Origin of the sequence: Planotetraspora sp. GP83 (genome assembly GCF_041262585.1) — a bacterium.
Lineage (GTDB): Bacteria > Actinomycetota > Actinomycetes > Streptosporangiales > Streptosporangiaceae > JAOEGB01.
Window position 1 is genome coordinate 169,495 of sequence record NZ_JBGCBZ010000005.1, and the last position, 15,127, is coordinate 184,621.

A 15,127-nucleotide genomic window follows, 5' to 3' on the forward strand; every position below is an offset into this window, starting at 1 on the left:
ATTCGGAGGTCAGCGGTGACTCGGCAGATCGTTTCCGTCATCGGCGGCAAGGACGCGCCTTCAGGGGTGCCGTACGAGTCGATCAACCCCGCGAGACCCGCGGAGACCGTGGCGGCCGTCCACCTCGCCGACGCGGACACGTTCGCGGGCGCGTGCCGTACGGCCGCCGCCGCGCAGCGGGAGTGGGCGCGCGTCCCGGCGCCGGTGCGCGGCCGGGTGATCGCGTCGATCGGCCGGCTGGTCGAGGCGAACGCCGAGACGCTGGCCAGGCTGGTCACCGAGGAGATCGGCAAGCCGTACGCCGAGGCGCTGGGCGAGGTCCGGGAGATCGTCGACACCTGCGACTTCTTCCTCGGCGAGGGTCGCCGCCTCTACGGCCAGACGGTCCCGTCGGAGATGCCGGACAAGAGCCTGTTCACATTCCGCGTCCCGGCCGGGGTCGCGGCGATCATCACGGCGGGCAACTTCCCGGTGGCGGTCCCCTCGTGGTACCTCGTGCCGGCCCTCCTGTGCGGCAACGCGGTGGTATGGAAGCCCGCCGAGTACGCCGCGGCCTCGGCGCACGCCCTCTACCGGCTGTTCGCGGCGGCCGGGCTGCCGGACGGCGTGCTCAACATCGTCTTCTCCGACGGCCCGCGGACCTACGAGGGGCTCGACCGCGCACTGGCCGAGGGGACCGTGCAGAAGGTCGGCTTCACCGGTTCCAGCGCCGTCGGCCGGGCCATCGGCGAGCTGTGCGGCCGCCACCTCCAGTCGCCGTGCCTGGAGCTCGGCGGCAAGAACCCGATGGTCGTCATGCCGGACGCCGACCTCGACCTCGCCGTCGAGGGCGCCCTGTTCGCCGGGTTCGGTACGGCCGGCCAGCGGTGCACGTCGCTCGGCACGGTCATCGCGCACGAGGACGTCCACGACGAGTTCCTCAGCCGGTTCGCGGAAGCCGTACGGAACGCGAAGATCGGCGATCCGAACGGCGACGTGCTGTACGGCCCGCTGCTCGACCACAAGTTCGCCGAGCGCTACGAGGACTACCTGACCTGGATCGAGCCGCACCACACCGTGCTGCCCGGCCCGACCGGCCGGATGGACGGCGACGGCCTCTACTACCACCCTGTGATCGTCGACGGCGTGCGCGCCGATGACCGGCTCTTCTTGGAGGAGACGTTCGGCCCGATCGTCGGCGTGACGACGTTCCGCACGCTCGACGAGGCGATCGAGCTGGCCAACAGGCCCGGATACGGGCTGTCGTCGTCGATCTACACGACGGACCCGGCGGCGGCCTTCCGCTTCCGGGCCGGGGTCTCGGCGGGCATGGTGAGCGTCAACAACTCGACGTCGGGCGCCGAGGCCCACCTGCCGTTCGGCGGGAACGGCAAGTCGGGCAACGGCAGCCGGCAGAGCGGGGTCTGGGTGCTCGACCAGTTCACCCGCTGGCAGGCGCTGAACTGGGACTACTCGGGCCGCCTCCAGAAGGCCCAGATGGACGTGGCCGAGATCACGCCCGACCTGGGCTTCCGCCTTTAAAGATTGTCCGGGCCGCGGCGGCCGTCGTAGCCGAGCAGCCGCATGGCCACCTCGGGGTCCATGGCCGCCGCGAGGAGCTGGGCGCGCTCGGCCGCCCGGTCCCTGGCCTCCTCTGCCTGCCTCCGACCGGCCTGGTGGCTGCGGACGACGAGGATCGCGACGGCGATGCCGCCGATCACCGCGATGAGCGCGACGACGAGAAGGAGCGCGACGCCGGCCGACATTCCCGGCGCCGCGGCCGCGGCGTCCTCACCACCGCCGCCGCCTCCGATGACCGCCACGCCCAGCAGGACGAACAGCACCAGGGCGACGGCGCTGCCGACGAGCGCCCAGAGCATGCCGTACGACCTCTTCTCGGCGGGCGGCGCCATGCTGGGCGGGGACGGCGGCGGGGGCGGCGCACCGTTCCAGGGGACGAAGTCCGGCTGGTGGACCACGTGCCCGTTGCCCACGTGGGACGGCACGTGCGGCGGCGGGGGCTGCGCGTGTAGTCCTTGGGGCTGCGCGTGTAGTCCTTGGGGCTGCGCCGGGGCGAAGACGGGCGCCTGGCCGCCGGCGGGCGCGACCACGACCGACGGCTCCAGTTCCAGCACGCGGGAGGCGGGGACCGGCAGCTCGACCGGGACCTCGCTGTGGCCGCGGTGGGCCTCCGCGGCGGCCACGTGGTAGGCCTCGATCTCCTCGTAGAACTCGTCGGCGTTGTAGATCGTGCCGTCGATGAGGGGCCCGTGGCGGCCCTCGATGACCGCGACGACGTCGTCGCCGTTGAGCGTCTTGTGGTGTTCGAGGGCGTGGGCGACCGACAGCACGGCGCGCCGGTTCTCCCTGAGCAGTTCGGCGGTCTTCTCCAGAAGCTGGGCGAGGTTGAACTCGATCCGCTCCGGGAGCATGTCGGGCACCATCTCGTCGCGCTTGCCCACGGGGGTGCCGGTGAAGCCGGCGCCGCCGCCGACGCCGGGCAGCGGGGCCGCCTTACCCTCGCGGAGACCGAGATCCTGGAGCGCCGGCAGCGAGGCCACGCCGATGCCCATGCCCCAGTGGGCCTCCATCAGGCCGGTCAGCATGGTGGCCGACTGGAGGTCGCCGGACACGCCGGACGAGTTGTCGTCGCTGAAGAACATCCGCTCGCCGGCGAGCGAGGCGAGCGAGACCATGATGTCGGCCTCGTACTCCGACTTCCACCGGGTGAACTGGTCCTCGGGCTTGATGCTCGCCACCATGCCGAGGTAGTCGGCGCCCTTCTCGATCGTGGCGAGGTCGATCTCCAGGTGGTGCCGGGTGCGGTAGGCCACGACCGCGTGACACGCCTCGTGCACGGCCACGGCGTGCCGCTCGCGCTCGATGTATTCGACGTCCTCGGGCGGGCCGAGCTGCTTGAGCCGCTTGGCCCGCATCACGTCGGACCAGGTGATGACCTCGCGGCCGTCCCGGATCGCGGTGATCAGCGACTCGTTGACCATGTCCTTGATCGTCGCGCCCGTGGCGTACGGCGTGATCGTGGCGAGCTTGTCGATCTGCTCGTCGGTCAGCTCGTGCCGGACCTTGTCGAAGTAGCCCTTGTACGTCCGGATCCGGCCGGCCTTGGACGGGTAGCCGACCTTGTAGATGCGGTCGATGCGGCCGGGCCGGAGCAGGGCCTCGTCGAGGGCCTCCGGCAGGTTGGTCGCCATCATGATCAGGATGCGGTACTTCGGCGGCGGCTTGGGCCGCATGCCGAGGAGCCGCCGCACGTACCGGTTGACGAACCCGCGCGGCTTCTTCAGGCCGGAGATCTCGGTGAGCAGCGACTCCAGCGTCCCCATGCCGCCACCGCCGCCGCCCATGCCCGCGCCGTACACGATGCGGTTGACGAAAACGCCCGTCTTCGAGACGGGCGCCGGCTCGGCGGGCTCGGCCGAACGCTGCCCGAGCACGCGGCGGGTGTGCGGGTCAAGGTAGGCGAAGCCGTTGCAGCCGGCGTTCTCGAACGGCGCGGGGACGGCGCGGCCCCAGCCGCCGGGGCCGCCCTGCGCGAGCGCGCCGCGGTTGCCGAGCGAGTCGGCCTCGTCGAAGAAGACGATCACGCCGCCGTAGCGGAGGGCCAGCTTGCGAAGCTTGCGGAAGAGCGACTTGACCTTTAGCACGCCGACGCCGAAGAACATGTTGATGAACGCGCCCGGGTCCACGAAGACGTACGGCTTGCCGGTCGAGCCCGCCACCGCCTCGGCCATCAGGGTCTTGCCGGTGCCGGGCGGCCCCCACAGCAGGATGCCGCTGGGCACGTAGCCGCCCTTGGCCTCGATCTCGTCGGGCTTCTCCAGGAAGACGATGTTCTCCTTGACCCGCTCGATCACGTGGTCCTGTCCCCACACGTCCGAGAAGCGGGTCTTGATGTCGTCCGGGAAGTAGACGTCGACGCCGCCGCGCGACAGGAACCAGAAGATCGCCACGAACTGCAGCACGCCGATCAGCATGATCATCACGATCTGGAGGAACGTGGGGAGGTATCCCCAGACCGTGGCGGGCACGTTGAACAGCGCTTCGAGGGGCGACGTCTTCTGCAGCTTGGCCAGTACGAGCGCGATGACGACGATCCACACGAGCCACTTGATCGCCCGCGCGAGGCGGTACCGGTTCCAGTCGTTGAACCGCCGGTGCGACCAGCGGTTGAAGCCGCCGAAGACCTTGTGGGTCCAGAACCGGTGGTAGGCCGCCGACCGCTCGCTGATCAGGAAGTGCGCCTGCCGGAGCAGCTCGATGGCCGCCAGCCAGAGGATCCACGAGGCGCCCTCGTTGGTGATCGCGAACACGTCGTGCGCCGACATGATCCCCTGATAGGTCGCGGTGGTGTTCCACAGCAGCACGCCGTACGCGATGGCGAGCAGGAGGAGGAACTTCGTCCGGTCCCAGAGGGCCAGCCGCTTACGGGTCACCGGATCGCGGTCCTCGGGACCGGACCCGGGTTCGCGAAGCCCCTCGGGGTGGTGCTGCGGTGGGAGGGCCGTGCTCATATGCGTAGCTCCTTCATTGGTTGAGGAGTCGCTTCACCTTGAAGGACTGCGCGATCACGTTGATTTCCCCGGCCCGCTTCCGGTAGCAGGCGGCCGAGCAGCGGATGAGCAGGGTGGAGATCTTCGTGCCGTCCGCGGACAGGTAGGCCGTCTCGTCGAACGTCTGCACCGCGTTGAGCACCCGGTAGTTGAAGATGCTCCGCACCCCGCGCACCCCGTCCTGAATGGGCAGCACCTGGTCGGCCAGCAGCTGGAAGTCCTTGAGCGGGAAGACCTCGCTGGATTCCAGCTGCTTGCGGACGTCGTCCGACACAGCGACGTACAGGATCGAGTTGCGCAGCCCGTTCAGCGAGACCTGGTTCTGCTCCGACTCGCTGAGCTTCTTGACCTTCGCGATCACGAACGGCTGGTCGTCGTCGCCCGACCCGCTCAGCAGGTGGGTGACCGACGGCTTGGAGTGGGCGTCGAACGCCACGATCCAGGTGCCCTGCTTCTGCGCCTGCGCGGACACCGACTCCATATCGCCGAAGAGCGCGCTGTCGAGCGACTTCTGGTCGACCTTCCGCCAGCCCGAGGGGACCTTGAAGTAGGTGGCCCCGTCGTCGTCGCGGACATAGGTGAAATCGGACTGCGCGCAACCGCACAGCAAGGCGGCGGCCACAGCCGCCGCCGCAACCCCGGGCCATACCCGCGATCTCTCCACTTGGGCCCAACCTCCGCTTTGCGGGTCTACGAGGTAGTAGTGCCCGTTTTTCGACGGCTCCATATCACGGTAGTTCGGTGATGGCTCGGAAATCTAGACCGAATCTTGGCCGAAGGATGGGCCTACTTGTTACACGGGCACACCTGGCGTCGCGTGGAATAGTTGAGATATCAATAGTTGTTGCGCGGAACACATCCGACAGAGGAGACCTGATGCCCGCCGTCACCGCTGACACGCTGACCCTGGACCGCCTGCCCAAGCTGCCCGACGCCGGGACGGTGTGGCGGCCCGTGGCGCGCGTCGTCACCGCCCAGCACTTCCTGGAGGGAGAGGGCTTCGCCGTGCGGCGTCCCTTCCCCGGAGTGGACCTCTCCCTCGCCGACCCGTTCCTCCTGCTCGACCACATGGGCGCGGTGGAGTACGCCCCGGGCGAGGCCAAGGGAACGCCCTGGCACCCGCACCGCGGGTTCGAGACCGTCACGTACATCTTGGATGGCGCCTTCCAGCATCGGGACACACACGGCGGCGGGGGGCTCATCTCGGATGGCGATACCCAGTGGATGACCGCCGGAAGCGGATTGCAGCACATCGAGCAGCCGCCGCCGGAGCTGGTCGCCAGGGGCGGCCTCTTCCACGGGGTCCAGCTCTGGGTGAACCTGCCGCGCGCCCAGAAGTGGTCGCCGCCCCGCTACCAGGACATCCGGGGGCGTGACGTCAAGCTGCTCACCAGCGACGACGGGTCCTCGCTCGTCCGGGTCATCGCGGGATCGCTCGCGGGCCACGAGGGGCCCGGCGTGACCTACACGCCGATCACCTACCTGCACGCGACCGTCGCGCCCGGCGCGCGGCTCACCCTGCCGTGGCCCGCCGAGTTCAACGCGATGGTGTACGTCCTCAGCGGCGACGGCCACGTCGGCCCCGACAACCGGCCGCTCCACGAGGGCCAGCTCGGCGTCTTCGGCGGTCACAAGGAGACCGCGGGGGCTCTGACCATGCGGGCCGCCGACAATCAGCCGCTGGCCTCGCGGCAGGGCTGGGAGGTCCTCGTGCTCGGCGGCCTGCCGATCCGGGAGCCCGTCGCCCGGTACGGACCGTTCGTCATGAACACCCGCGAGGAGATCGTCCAGGCCTTCGAGGACTTCCAGGCGGGCCGCATGGGCGTCATTCCGGCGGACCACGTCCCGCACCGGACGGCGGCCGACGAGACGCTCTGAGGTAGATCGGCAAACCGCTGCAACGTCCATGCAACGGTCTTCTTGACACAATGCGGTCGCACATGACCACGAGGGCGTGTAACACGTAATGCCCTAGAACGCGACATGTCTATGCATGTCAGGAATACCGGGAAACCTGGGCCGACGGACGTGGAGTGCCGCATGAGCGACAGCATCGATGATCTCGACCGTCGAGCCCGGGGGATGAAGTTCGGGATCACGGTCGAGCACATGTTCGCCCAGGTCTGGTCCGGCGAGACGCTGACCGTCAGGGACCGGCGGCTGCTCCTGGTCGGTCTGCTCGTCGGCGAGGGGATGCGGGAGGAGGTCGAGCTCCAGCTCGACGCCGCCCTGCGCACCGGGGAGCTGACCCCCGCGGAGCTCCGCGAGATCGTCGTCTTTCTGACCCACTACGCCGGCTGGCCGCGCGGGGCCAAGCTCAACGCCCAGGTCGAGGAGCTCATCGACCGGTTCATGCGAGGCTAGGTCGTTCTGACACTCGCTGAGGGCACTGGATAGTCTGCGGTCATGCCGACCGCACTCATCACCGGGGCCACGGCCGGGATCGGGGCGGCGTTCGCGCGCCGCCTCGCCGCCGACGGCTTCTCCCTCGTCCTCGTCGCCCGCGACCACGCGCGGCTCGCCGACACCGCCGCCGAGCTGCGCAAGCGGTACGGCGTCGAGGCCGAGGCGCTGCCCGCCGACCTGTCCGCCGACGAGGGGCTGGAAGCCGTCGAGGAACGGCTGCGGGCGGGAGTGGACCTGCTCGTCAACAACGCCGGGTTCGGCAACCGCGGGGCCTTCCTCGACGTCCCCGTGGCCGACGAGCTCCGGATGCTGCGCGTCCACTGCGAGGCGGTGCTGCGGCTGACCCGGGCGGCCCTGCCGTACATGATCTCGAAGGGGCGCGGCGGCGTGATCAACGTGGCGTCGGTGGCGGCGTTCTTCACGCGCGGCACGTACAGCTCGTCCAAGGCGTGGGTGGTGAACTTCAGCCAGTCGGCGGCGGCCGAGATCGCCGGTTCCGGCGTGCGGGTGATGGCCCTGTGCCCGGGGTTCGTCCGGACCGAGTTCCACGAGCGGGCGCACATGGACACCTCCGGCATTCCCGGCTTCCTGTGGCTGCCGGCGGAGCGGGTCGTCGACGAGGCGATGCGCGACCTGGCCCGCGGGCTGCGCGTCAGCGTCCCGTCCGCGCGCTACAAGGCGATCGTGGGCCTGGGCAGGCTGGTCCCGGGCAACCTGGCGGGCCGCGTGTCCACCCGCCTGGGCCGCCGCTGAGTTTAGAGCTTCTCGACGTTGGGACCGTGGCAGCGGTTGCGCGCGTCGAAGACGAACCGGGCCGAGCGCTGGACGAGCTCGTAGTCGAAGCAGTCGTGGTCGGTGAGCACGACGACGGCGTCCGCCGCCGCGAGCTCCCCGCTCGTGGGCTCGACCAGCTCGATCCCCACCGGCAGCAGGAAGTCGTCGGCGTGCGGGTCGGCGGCCCGCACGTCCGCGCCGAGCTTGCGGAGGCTCTTGGCGATCTCGATCGAGGCGGACTCGCGGCAGTCGCCGACGTTCTTCTTGTAGGACAGCCCCATCAGGAGCACGCGGCTGCCCCTGAGCGGGAGGTGGCGCCGGTTGAGCGCCAGCGCCAGCCGGTTGACGACGTGGTCCGGCATGGACCGGTTGACGTCGCCGGCCAGCTCGGCGAACCGGAAGGTGCGCCCCGGGCCGCGCTTGACGTTCCAGGACACCTGCGACGGGTCGATCGGCGGGCACTGCCCTCCCGCGCCGGGCCCCGGCGTGAACCGCATGAAGCCGAACGGCTTGGTCGACGCCGCGTCGACGGCCTCCCACATGTCGATCCCGAGCTGCCCCGCGAAGATCGACATCTCGTTCACGAGGGCGATGTTCACCTGCCTGAAGGCGCTCTCCAGGAGCGCGCAGAGCTCGGCCACGCGGGGAGAGGAGACGGGAACCACCTCGCGGACGATCCGGCCGTAGAAGTCCGTGATTCGCTCCAGCGAGGCCGCGTCGATCCCCGAGACGACCTTCGGCGTGTTGTCGAGACGCCATCGGGCGTTCCCCGGGTCGATCCGCTGGTGGCTGTAGCCGAGGAAGAAGTCGCCGGGCGCGTGCAAACCCGAGCCGTCCTCCAGCAGGGCCCGCAGGTGCTCCTCGGTGGTGCCGGGATAGGTGGTGGACTCCAGGATCACCGTCGCGCCGGGCCGCAGCAGCGGCGCGACCGCCTCCCCTGCCGAGCCGATGGGCCGGAGGTCCGGCACCCCGTCGCGCACCGCGACCGGCTCGGTGATCACGCAGACGTCGAACCCCTCCGCGCGGGCGTAGTCGGCGCTCGCGGCGTATCTCCCCGAGCCGTGCGCGGCCGCCAGCACGCCGTCGCCGACCTCGTCGACGCAGGACTCGCCCGCGCTCAGCCGCTTCACCCGCCACTCGTCCGCGTCGATCCCGACGACGTGGAACCCCGCCTCGACGGCCCGCATCGCCAAGGTCAGGCCCGTACGGCCCTGCCCGACGACGACCAGCTTCTCCCCCATGCCCCACGACTGTAGGAGCGCCGCCCCCGCGACGGCGTGAGGACACGCCCGCCACGCTGCCATCCCGGGACGGTCACGCTCCGTAATATGACCTCCGTACCTGCGGGGGGATGATGACTCTTTCTGAACGAGTGACGGGTGGTCCGGACGTCACGGCTCCGTGGTGGTCCGTGCTGCGCTGCCCGCGTTGCCGCGGCCCTCTCCAGCAGGGGGGCAGCCTCCGGTGCGACGTGTGCCGGGCGTCGTACCCCGTGGACGGGGGCATTCCGCGATTCGTGCCACGGGCCGACTACGCCGAGGGGTTCGGCTACCGCTGGAACCGCCGCCGCCTGGAGCAGCTCGACTCGCGCTCCGGCCAGCCGATCAACCGCGATCTGCTGCTGAACCAGAGCGGCTGGTCCACCGCGGACCTGCGCGGAGGCACCGTGCTCGAATACGGCGGCGGCGCCGGGCGGTTCACCGAGGTGCTCTGCGAGACCGGCGCGCTGGTGACGTCCGTCGAGCCGACCAGCGCCGTCCACGCCAACGCCGCCTCGAACGGCCACTTCCCCAACCTGCGGCTCGTGCGGGCGGGCCTCGGCGAGCTGCCGCTTCCCGAGGAGTCGTTCGACTTCGTGTTCTGCCGGGGGGTCGTCCACCACTGCGGCGACGCGGAGGCGGCCTTCAAGACCCTGTTCCGGTACCTGCGGCCGGGGGGCCGGTTCTGCGTCGACGTGCGGGCGGCGGCCGTCACCCGCACCCACCCGCTGCGGCCGCTGCGGCCGATCACCAGGCACCTTCCCCCGGCCGTGCTGTACGGCCTGGTGGAGAGGGCCGTGCCGAAGCTGCTGGCGCTCCGCGCGATCCCCGGCCTGGACCACCTGGACGGGGAGACCGCGCGGAGCTGGGCGGTGGTGACCACATTCGAGTGGCTCTCACCGCGCCACCTGCGTCCTCAGCCGCGCCGCCGGCTGGAGCGGTGGACCCGCGATCTCGCCCTGCGCGAGGTCGCGATCGACCGCCACTTCGGCGTGTACGTCATCCGCGGCACCAAGTAGGCGGAAACATTTCGCCCACCGCCGTCACGGTGCGTACGAACCGATCAGGTGGCGGGTTAGCTTCTCGAACGTGACCAGTCGGATTCGCGTCATGGAAATCGCCCGCATGAATGTCGGCGGCCCCGCCACGCAGGTGTCGGAGCTGTGCGGGCGGCTCAGCGCCGAGGAGTTCGACCACCGCCTGTATACCGGCTACGTCGACGGCGGTGAGGGCGACCACCTCCAGTTGCGCGGCACGACGGTCCCGGTCCACCGGGTCCCCGGCCTCGGCCGGTCCATCAGGCCCATCGACGACTTCCGCGCCCTCTACCGGCTGGCCGGCGCCATGCGGGCGTTCCGGCCGCACATCGTCCAGACGAGGACCACCAAGGCGGGCGCGCTCGGACGGATGGCCGTCAGGCTGTCCAGGGTCGGCGCCGCGCGGATCCACGTGTTCCACGGCCACCTGCTGGACGGGCGTGGGGTCAGGCGGTCGGTCCACCTGCGGTCGGAGCGCTATCTCGCCGCCACGGCCGACCGGCTCGTCACGGTCGGCGCGCGGCTCAGGGACGACCTCCTGGAGGCCGGGATCGGCAGCGCGGAGCAGTACGTCGTGATCCCGCCGGGCGTCCGGCTCGGCCCGGTGCCCGACCGGGATGCCGCCCGCGCGGCCCTCGGCATCCCCGCCGACGCGCCGGTCGTGGCCTACGTCGGGCCGCTCACCAGGGCGAAGCGGCCGGACAGGTTCCTGGAAGTGGCGAACGCCGTGCTGCGGCAGGTGCCGGGCTGCCGGTTCCTCGTCTGCGGGAGCGGCGAGCAGAAGGAGGAGGTGGAGCGGAAGATCCCGCCGATGTGGGACTCGTTCCGGCTGCTGGGCTGGCGGAGAGACGTCGAGACGGTGTACGGCGCGGCCGACGTGGTCGTGCTCACCTCCGACAGCGAGGGCACGCCGCTGGCGCTGATCGAGGCGGGCATGGCCGGCGTGCCGGTCGTGTCCACGCGCGTGGGGAGCGTCCCGGAGATAGTCCACGACGGGTACACCGGCCTTCTGGCCGCCCCTGACGTGGACGAGCTGGCCGGCCACGCGGTCCGGCTGCTGACCGACTCCGCGCTCGCCCACCGCATGGGCGAGTCGGCCCGCGAGTGGACGGCCCGCTCGTTCGGCGTCGAGCGCCTGGTGGCCGACACCGAGGCCCTCTTCCGTTCGCTGCGCGGCGCGTCGCGGTCCGAACTCAGCAACAGGTGAGGGCAGTGACAGGTGAGGGCTGAGCGACAGGTGAGGACGGCGAGGGCCCCGCCCCGGGAAGGCGAAGGCCCCCGCCGCTAATGGGCGAGGGCCTCCACTGACACGACCTTTTCAGCGTCTCTCAGCGTCTCTCAGCGCCTCTTGGCGCCTGTCAGCGCCGTCCGAACGCGTTCCTCAGCGGCCGATGTTGGCCTCGTGGCCGATGGACAGGCCCGAGTCGACGTCGAAGAAGTGCAGGTTGTGCGTGTCGACGACCAGCTCGACGTTCTGGCCGGGACGGACGTGGCTGCGGGCGTTGACGCGGGCGGTCCACAGGGACTTGTCGCCGGTCAGCGGGAGGGTCGTCTCCTCCTCGTCACCGTCGTTCTGCGCGGCCACGGTGTCCTTGTGCTCGACCGGCGGGGCGTCGATCGTGAACAGGACGTTGATCTCGGAGCCCAGCTCCTCGGTGACGTTCGCGCGGACCGGGACGCGCACCCAGCCGGCCGCGTTGCCGTTGGCGGCCACGGAGTCCTCGAAGTCCGACGGGCGGATGCCGAGGATGATCTTCTTGCCGATGTAGCGGTCGAGGCCCGGCTTCTCCGCGAAGGTCGAGTCCGGAACGGGCAGCTTGTAGCCCGCGAAGACGACCGCCGCGCCGCCCGCGTCCCGGGTGAGCTCGGCGTAGGCGAAGTTCATGGACGGCGAGCCCATGAAGCCGGCCACGAACAGGTTGACCGGGCTGTCGAACAGGTTCTGCGGGGTGTCGACCTGCTGGAGGAGACCGTCGCGGAGGACGCACACGCGGTCGCCGAGGGTCATGGCCTCGACCTGGTCGTGGGTGACGTACACCGTCGTGACGCCGAGGCGCTCGTGGAGCTGGTTCAGCGAGGCGCGCATGGAGACGCGGAGCTTGGCGTCGAGGTTCGACAGCGGCTCGTCCATGAGGAACGCCTGCGGCTCGCGGACGATGGCGCGGCCCATCGCGACACGCTGCCGCTGACCACCGGAGAGGGCGGCCGGCTTGCGCTTGAGGTACTGCTCCAGGCCGAGCATCCGGGCGGCCTCCTGGACCCGCTTCTGGATCTCCGACTTGGGCATCTTACGGAGCTTGAGGCCGAAGGCGAGGTTCTCCTCGACCGTCATGTGCGGGTACAGCGCGTAGTTCTGGAAGACCATCGCGATGTCGCGGTCCTTCGGGGGCAGGTGGTTGACCACCCGGTCGCCGATGGAGATCTCGCCGCCGCTGATGTCCTCCAGGCCGGCGATCATCCGCAGGGCGGTGGACTTACCACACCCCGACGGGCCGACCAGCACCATGAACTCGCCGTCCTTGATCTCCAGGTTGAGGCCGTTCACGGCCTTCACGCCACCCGCGTAGATCTTGTCGACGTTGCTCAGAACGATAGAAGCCATGCCAGTCCTTCGTGCTTCCGAAACAGGGGAACCTAAACAGGGAAGGTGGATACGTTTTCATGAATCTCACCTGAACTGCCCTCTACTGTCAAGCTTCTGTTGGCATCGGCGTTGGAACGTGCTGGAATCGTTTCCATGAACAACTTCGTGCCGGGGCAGCGCCGTACGACCATCAAGGACGTGGCGGAGACGGCCGGCGTGGGGGTCGCCACCGTGTCCCGCGTCCTGTCGGGGGGGTCGGCGAGCGCGGAGACGCGGGAGCGGGTCCTGGCCGCGGCGGCGCGGCTCGACTACCGGCCGAGCGCTCTGGGCCGCAACCTGCGCCAGCAGCGGACCGGCGGGATCGGGCTGCTGGTCCCGGACATCACCGACAGCTTCTACGCCAGGCTGACCGACGGCGTGCTCTCGTGCGCCCGGTCGTACGGCGAGCCGGTGACGCTCGGGGTCACCGGAGACGACCCCGAGCGGGAGGCCGAGCTGATCGGCACGCTCATCGAGCAGAGCATGGACCGGGTCATCGCGGTCCCGTCGGGCGACGGCGAGATGTGGGCGCCCGCCCTGCGCGCGGGCCTGAACGTCGTCTTCGCGGACCGCCGGGTCCGGGCCGACGTTCCGGGCGTGGTGGCCGACGACCGCGCCGGGCTCCGGACCGCGCTGGAATATCTCGTCGGCCTCGGCCACCGGAGAATCGCGTTCCTCGGCAGGCACGGGCAGTCGCAGCGGGTCGCGGCCTTCACGGAGACGCTGACGTCGCTCGGCGTGCCGGCGGACCCGGGGCTCGTGGTCCACGCGCGGGCCAGCCGCGACTCGGCGTACGCCGCCGCGGCCGGGCTGCTGCAGCACCGGCCGGACCTGACCGCCGTGCTGGCCGGCGGCAACATGCTGGGCGAGGCGGCCGTGCTCGCCGCGCGCGAGCTCGACGTGCGGATCCCGAGGGACCTGTCGCTCATCATGTTCGACGACGTGCCCTGGGCCGAGCTGTGCTCCCCACCACTGACGGTGATCGCCCAGCCGGCCCAGGACGTCGGCTACCGCGCGGCCGAGCTGGTCCTGCGGCAGGGGCGCCGCCCGAGGACGGTCACCCTGCCGACGGAGCTCGTCGTGCGGGCGAGCTGCGCGCCTAGGAGGTGACCTTCTCGATCGCCTCGACGACCTCAGGGGCCTCCGGATCGACGCGGGGGCGGAACCGCGCCACCACGTCGCCGCCGGCGTTCACGAGGAACTTCTCGAAGTTCCACTGGATGTCACCGGCGGCCCCCTCCGAGTCGGGTAGCTCGGTCAGCCGTGCGTAGAGCGGGTGCCGGTCGTCGCCGTTGACCTCGGTCTTCTCCAGGAGGGGGAAGTCCACGCCGTACGTCGTGGAGCAGAACTCCTGGATCTCCTCCGCGGAGCCGGGCTCCTGTCCCATGAACTGGTTGCACGGCACGCCCACGACCGTGAAGCCGCGGTCCGCGTAGGTGTCCTGCAGCCTCACCAGGCCGCTGTACTGCGGCGTGAGGCCGCACCTCGACGCCACGTTGACCACCAGCGCCGCCCGGCCGCCGAGCAGGGCGCCGAGTGTGGTCTGCTCGCCGGCGAGCGTGCTCACCGGGATCTCCAGAATGCTCATGGCCGAACTTTACAGAACATGATTCGATCCTCGGCGAGCCGGTCCGGCGACGGCAAAACGCCAGGTCAACGCCTGCTGTCACGGAGCGCCCCGGGCCAAACCCCAATTCATGGTCATCACCGGCCGGTGCGCCGGTCTCCCGGCGGCCGTGCCGGTTCAGCGCTCCCCCGCCGTATGTCCAGAGATCGGGACGGGATCGGCAAAGAACCGCCCCCAGCGTGTCGCGGGTGATCCGCCGGAGCGGGGTCGGCGTACTTCAATCCGCCTAAAGGACCCGTCGCGGTGCCTGCCGGGAGTTGTCATGGATCCGGCGGGCCGAGCGGACGGCCGCGCCCACTCCATGGGCGGGGACGAACGGTGGGCGCACCCGTGCGCCCGCTTTCCGCACGCGACCCGACGACAAGGACCGAATTGGACAGCAACAGTGTTCTGCGCAACGCAGTCGCGGCCGTGATCGCGTTCACGGCGATCGGCGGCGCGAGTGTAACGCCCGTGATGGCCGAGGAGGCCAAGGGCGTGCACCTCGGGGTGTGGAAGATGCGCGTCCAGGTGCCCGCCCGGAGGACCCGGCAGGCACCGGCGAAGATCCGCAGCAAGGCGTACGCCTTCCGCCTCGTCACCCGGCACACGTGGTCGGGCCAGCAGTTCCAATGCCTGGACAGCCTGTGGACCAGAGAGAGCAACTGGGACCACCGGGCCTACAACCAGGGCTCGGGCGCCTACGGGATTCCCCAGGCGCTGCCCGGCAGCAAGATGGGATACGTCGCCGGGGACTGGCGGTTCAACCCGCAGACCCAGATCCGATGGGGTCTGCGGTACATCAAGGGGCGGTACGGCTCGCCCTGCGGAGCGTGGGGCCACTTCCAGTCCCACAACTGGTACTGACGGAG

General features: G+C 70.3%; 13 protein-coding genes and 1 pseudogene. 9 read left to right on the forward strand and 5 right to left on the reverse strand.

Going from position 1 to position 15,127, the window contains the following annotated elements; translation table 11 throughout:
• Positions 1 to 15 precede the first annotated feature (15 nt).
• Entirely contained in the window at positions 16 to 1,521 is a 1,506-nt protein-coding gene (locus ABH927_RS09350; RefSeq protein ID WP_370019915.1) for an aldehyde dehydrogenase family protein, read from the forward strand.
• On the opposite strand, the gene ABH927_RS09355 is transcribed toward ABH927_RS09350, so the two are convergent.
• Entirely contained in the window at positions 1,518 to 4,511 is a 2,994-nt protein-coding gene (locus ABH927_RS09355) for an AAA family ATPase (RefSeq protein WP_370019917.1), read from the reverse strand. The genes ABH927_RS09350 and ABH927_RS09355 overlap by 4 nt on opposite strands.
• Before the next feature lie 13 nt (positions 4,512 to 4,524).
• Positions 4,525 to 5,214, reverse strand: coding sequence for a hypothetical protein (locus ABH927_RS09360; RefSeq protein WP_370019919.1), 690 nt, complete (start codon positions 5,212 to 5,214; stop codon positions 4,525 to 4,527).
• Positions 5,215 to 5,426: 212 nt separating this feature from the next.
• Between ABH927_RS09360 and ABH927_RS09365 the strand changes: the two genes are divergently transcribed.
• The 3 genes from ABH927_RS09365 to ABH927_RS09375 all read left to right on the forward strand — a co-directional run bounded on the left by ABH927_RS09365 (position 5,427) and on the right by ABH927_RS09375 (position 7,709).
• A complete protein-coding gene (locus ABH927_RS09365; RefSeq protein WP_370019920.1) occupies positions 5,427 to 6,428 on the forward strand; it encodes a pirin family protein in 1,002 nt (333 codons plus the stop codon).
• Between the two features lie 162 nt (positions 6,429 to 6,590).
• A complete protein-coding gene (locus ABH927_RS09370) occupies positions 6,591 to 6,914 on the forward strand; it encodes a carboxymuconolactone decarboxylase family protein (protein ID WP_370019922.1) in 324 nt (107 codons plus the stop codon).
• Between the two features lie 42 nt (positions 6,915 to 6,956).
• A complete protein-coding gene (locus ABH927_RS09375; RefSeq protein WP_370019924.1) occupies positions 6,957 to 7,709 on the forward strand; it encodes an SDR family NAD(P)-dependent oxidoreductase in 753 nt (250 codons plus the stop codon).
• Positions 7,710 to 7,711: 2 nt separating this feature from the next.
• Here ABH927_RS09375 and ABH927_RS09380 read toward each other — a convergent pair whose 3' ends face one another.
• Positions 7,712 to 8,971 carry a nucleotide sugar dehydrogenase gene (locus tag ABH927_RS09380; RefSeq protein WP_370019926.1) on the reverse strand — a complete coding sequence of 420 codons (1,260 nt, stop codon included), beginning with the start codon at positions 8,969 to 8,971 and terminating at the stop codon, positions 7,712 to 7,714.
• Positions 8,972 to 9,084: 113 nt separating this feature from the next.
• On the opposite strand from ABH927_RS09380, the pseudogene ABH927_RS09385 reads away from it, so the two are divergent.
• From ABH927_RS09385 to ABH927_RS09395, 3 genes and pseudogenes are all read left to right on the forward strand, one after another.
• Positions 9,085 to 9,222, forward strand: a pseudogene (locus tag ABH927_RS09385) (Trm112 family protein); the annotation flags it as partial.
• Between the two features lie 24 nt (positions 9,223 to 9,246).
• On the forward strand, positions 9,247 to 10,008 hold the full coding sequence (locus ABH927_RS09390; RefSeq protein WP_370020225.1) for a class I SAM-dependent methyltransferase: 762 nt from the start codon (positions 9,247 to 9,249) through the stop codon (positions 10,006 to 10,008).
• Positions 10,009 to 10,078: 70 nt separating this feature from the next.
• Positions 10,079 to 11,233: a glycosyltransferase gene (locus ABH927_RS09395; protein WP_370019927.1), complete on the forward strand. Its 1,155-nt coding sequence runs from the start codon at positions 10,079 to 10,081 to the stop codon at positions 11,231 to 11,233.
• A gap of 174 nt (positions 11,234 to 11,407) precedes the next feature.
• Here the strand turns inward: ABH927_RS09395 and ABH927_RS09400 are convergent, their stop codons facing one another.
• Entirely contained in the window at positions 11,408 to 12,628 is a 1,221-nt protein-coding gene (locus ABH927_RS09400; RefSeq protein WP_370019929.1) for an ABC transporter ATP-binding protein, read from the reverse strand.
• A 135-nt stretch (positions 12,629 to 12,763) separates the two neighbouring features.
• On the opposite strand from ABH927_RS09400, the gene ABH927_RS09405 reads away from it, so the two are divergent.
• Positions 12,764 to 13,759 carry a LacI family DNA-binding transcriptional regulator gene (locus tag ABH927_RS09405; RefSeq protein ID WP_370019931.1) on the forward strand — a complete coding sequence of 332 codons (996 nt, stop codon included), beginning with the start codon at positions 12,764 to 12,766 and terminating at the stop codon, positions 13,757 to 13,759.
• Here ABH927_RS09405 and ABH927_RS09410 read toward each other — a convergent pair.
• A complete protein-coding gene (locus ABH927_RS09410; RefSeq protein WP_370019933.1) occupies positions 13,749 to 14,237 on the reverse strand; it encodes a glutathione peroxidase in 489 nt (162 codons plus the stop codon). The two genes, ABH927_RS09405 and ABH927_RS09410, sit on opposite strands and share 11 nt — an antisense overlap.
• Before the next feature lie 411 nt (positions 14,238 to 14,648).
• Here ABH927_RS09410 and ABH927_RS09415 point away from each other — a divergent pair, with 411 nt between their 5' ends.
• Entirely contained in the window at positions 14,649 to 15,122 is a 474-nt protein-coding gene (locus tag ABH927_RS09415; RefSeq protein ID WP_370019935.1) for a lytic transglycosylase domain-containing protein, read from the forward strand.
• Positions 15,123 to 15,127: the final 5 nt, after the last annotated feature.

What these genes read in the sequence shown, in the direction of transcription:
- ABH927_RS09355 (WP_370019917.1), bottom strand. Translation starts at nt 4,511, where the DNA reads ATGAGCACGGCCCTCCCACCGCAGCACCACCCCGAGGGGCTTCGCGAA.
- ABH927_RS09365 (WP_370019920.1), top strand. Translation starts at nt 5,427, where the DNA reads ATGCCCGCCGTCACCGCTGACACGCTGACCCTGGACCGCCTGCCCAAG.
- ABH927_RS09370 (WP_370019922.1), top strand. Translation starts at nt 6,591, where the DNA reads ATGAGCGACAGCATCGATGATCTCGACCGTCGAGCCCGGGGGATGAAG.
- ABH927_RS09375 (WP_370019924.1), top strand. Translation starts at nt 6,957, where the DNA reads ATGCCGACCGCACTCATCACCGGGGCCACGGCCGGGATCGGGGCGGCG.
- ABH927_RS09380 (WP_370019926.1), bottom strand. Translation starts at nt 8,971, where the DNA reads ATGGGGGAGAAGCTGGTCGTCGTCGGGCAGGGCCGTACGGGCCTGACC.
- ABH927_RS09400 (WP_370019929.1), bottom strand. Translation starts at nt 12,628, where the DNA reads ATGGCTTCTATCGTTCTGAGCAACGTCGACAAGATCTACGCGGGTGGC.
- ABH927_RS09405 (WP_370019931.1), top strand. Translation starts at nt 12,764, where the DNA reads ATGAACAACTTCGTGCCGGGGCAGCGCCGTACGACCATCAAGGACGTG.
- ABH927_RS09410 (WP_370019933.1), bottom strand. Translation starts at nt 14,237, where the DNA reads ATGAGCATTCTGGAGATCCCGGTGAGCACGCTCGCCGGCGAGCAGACC.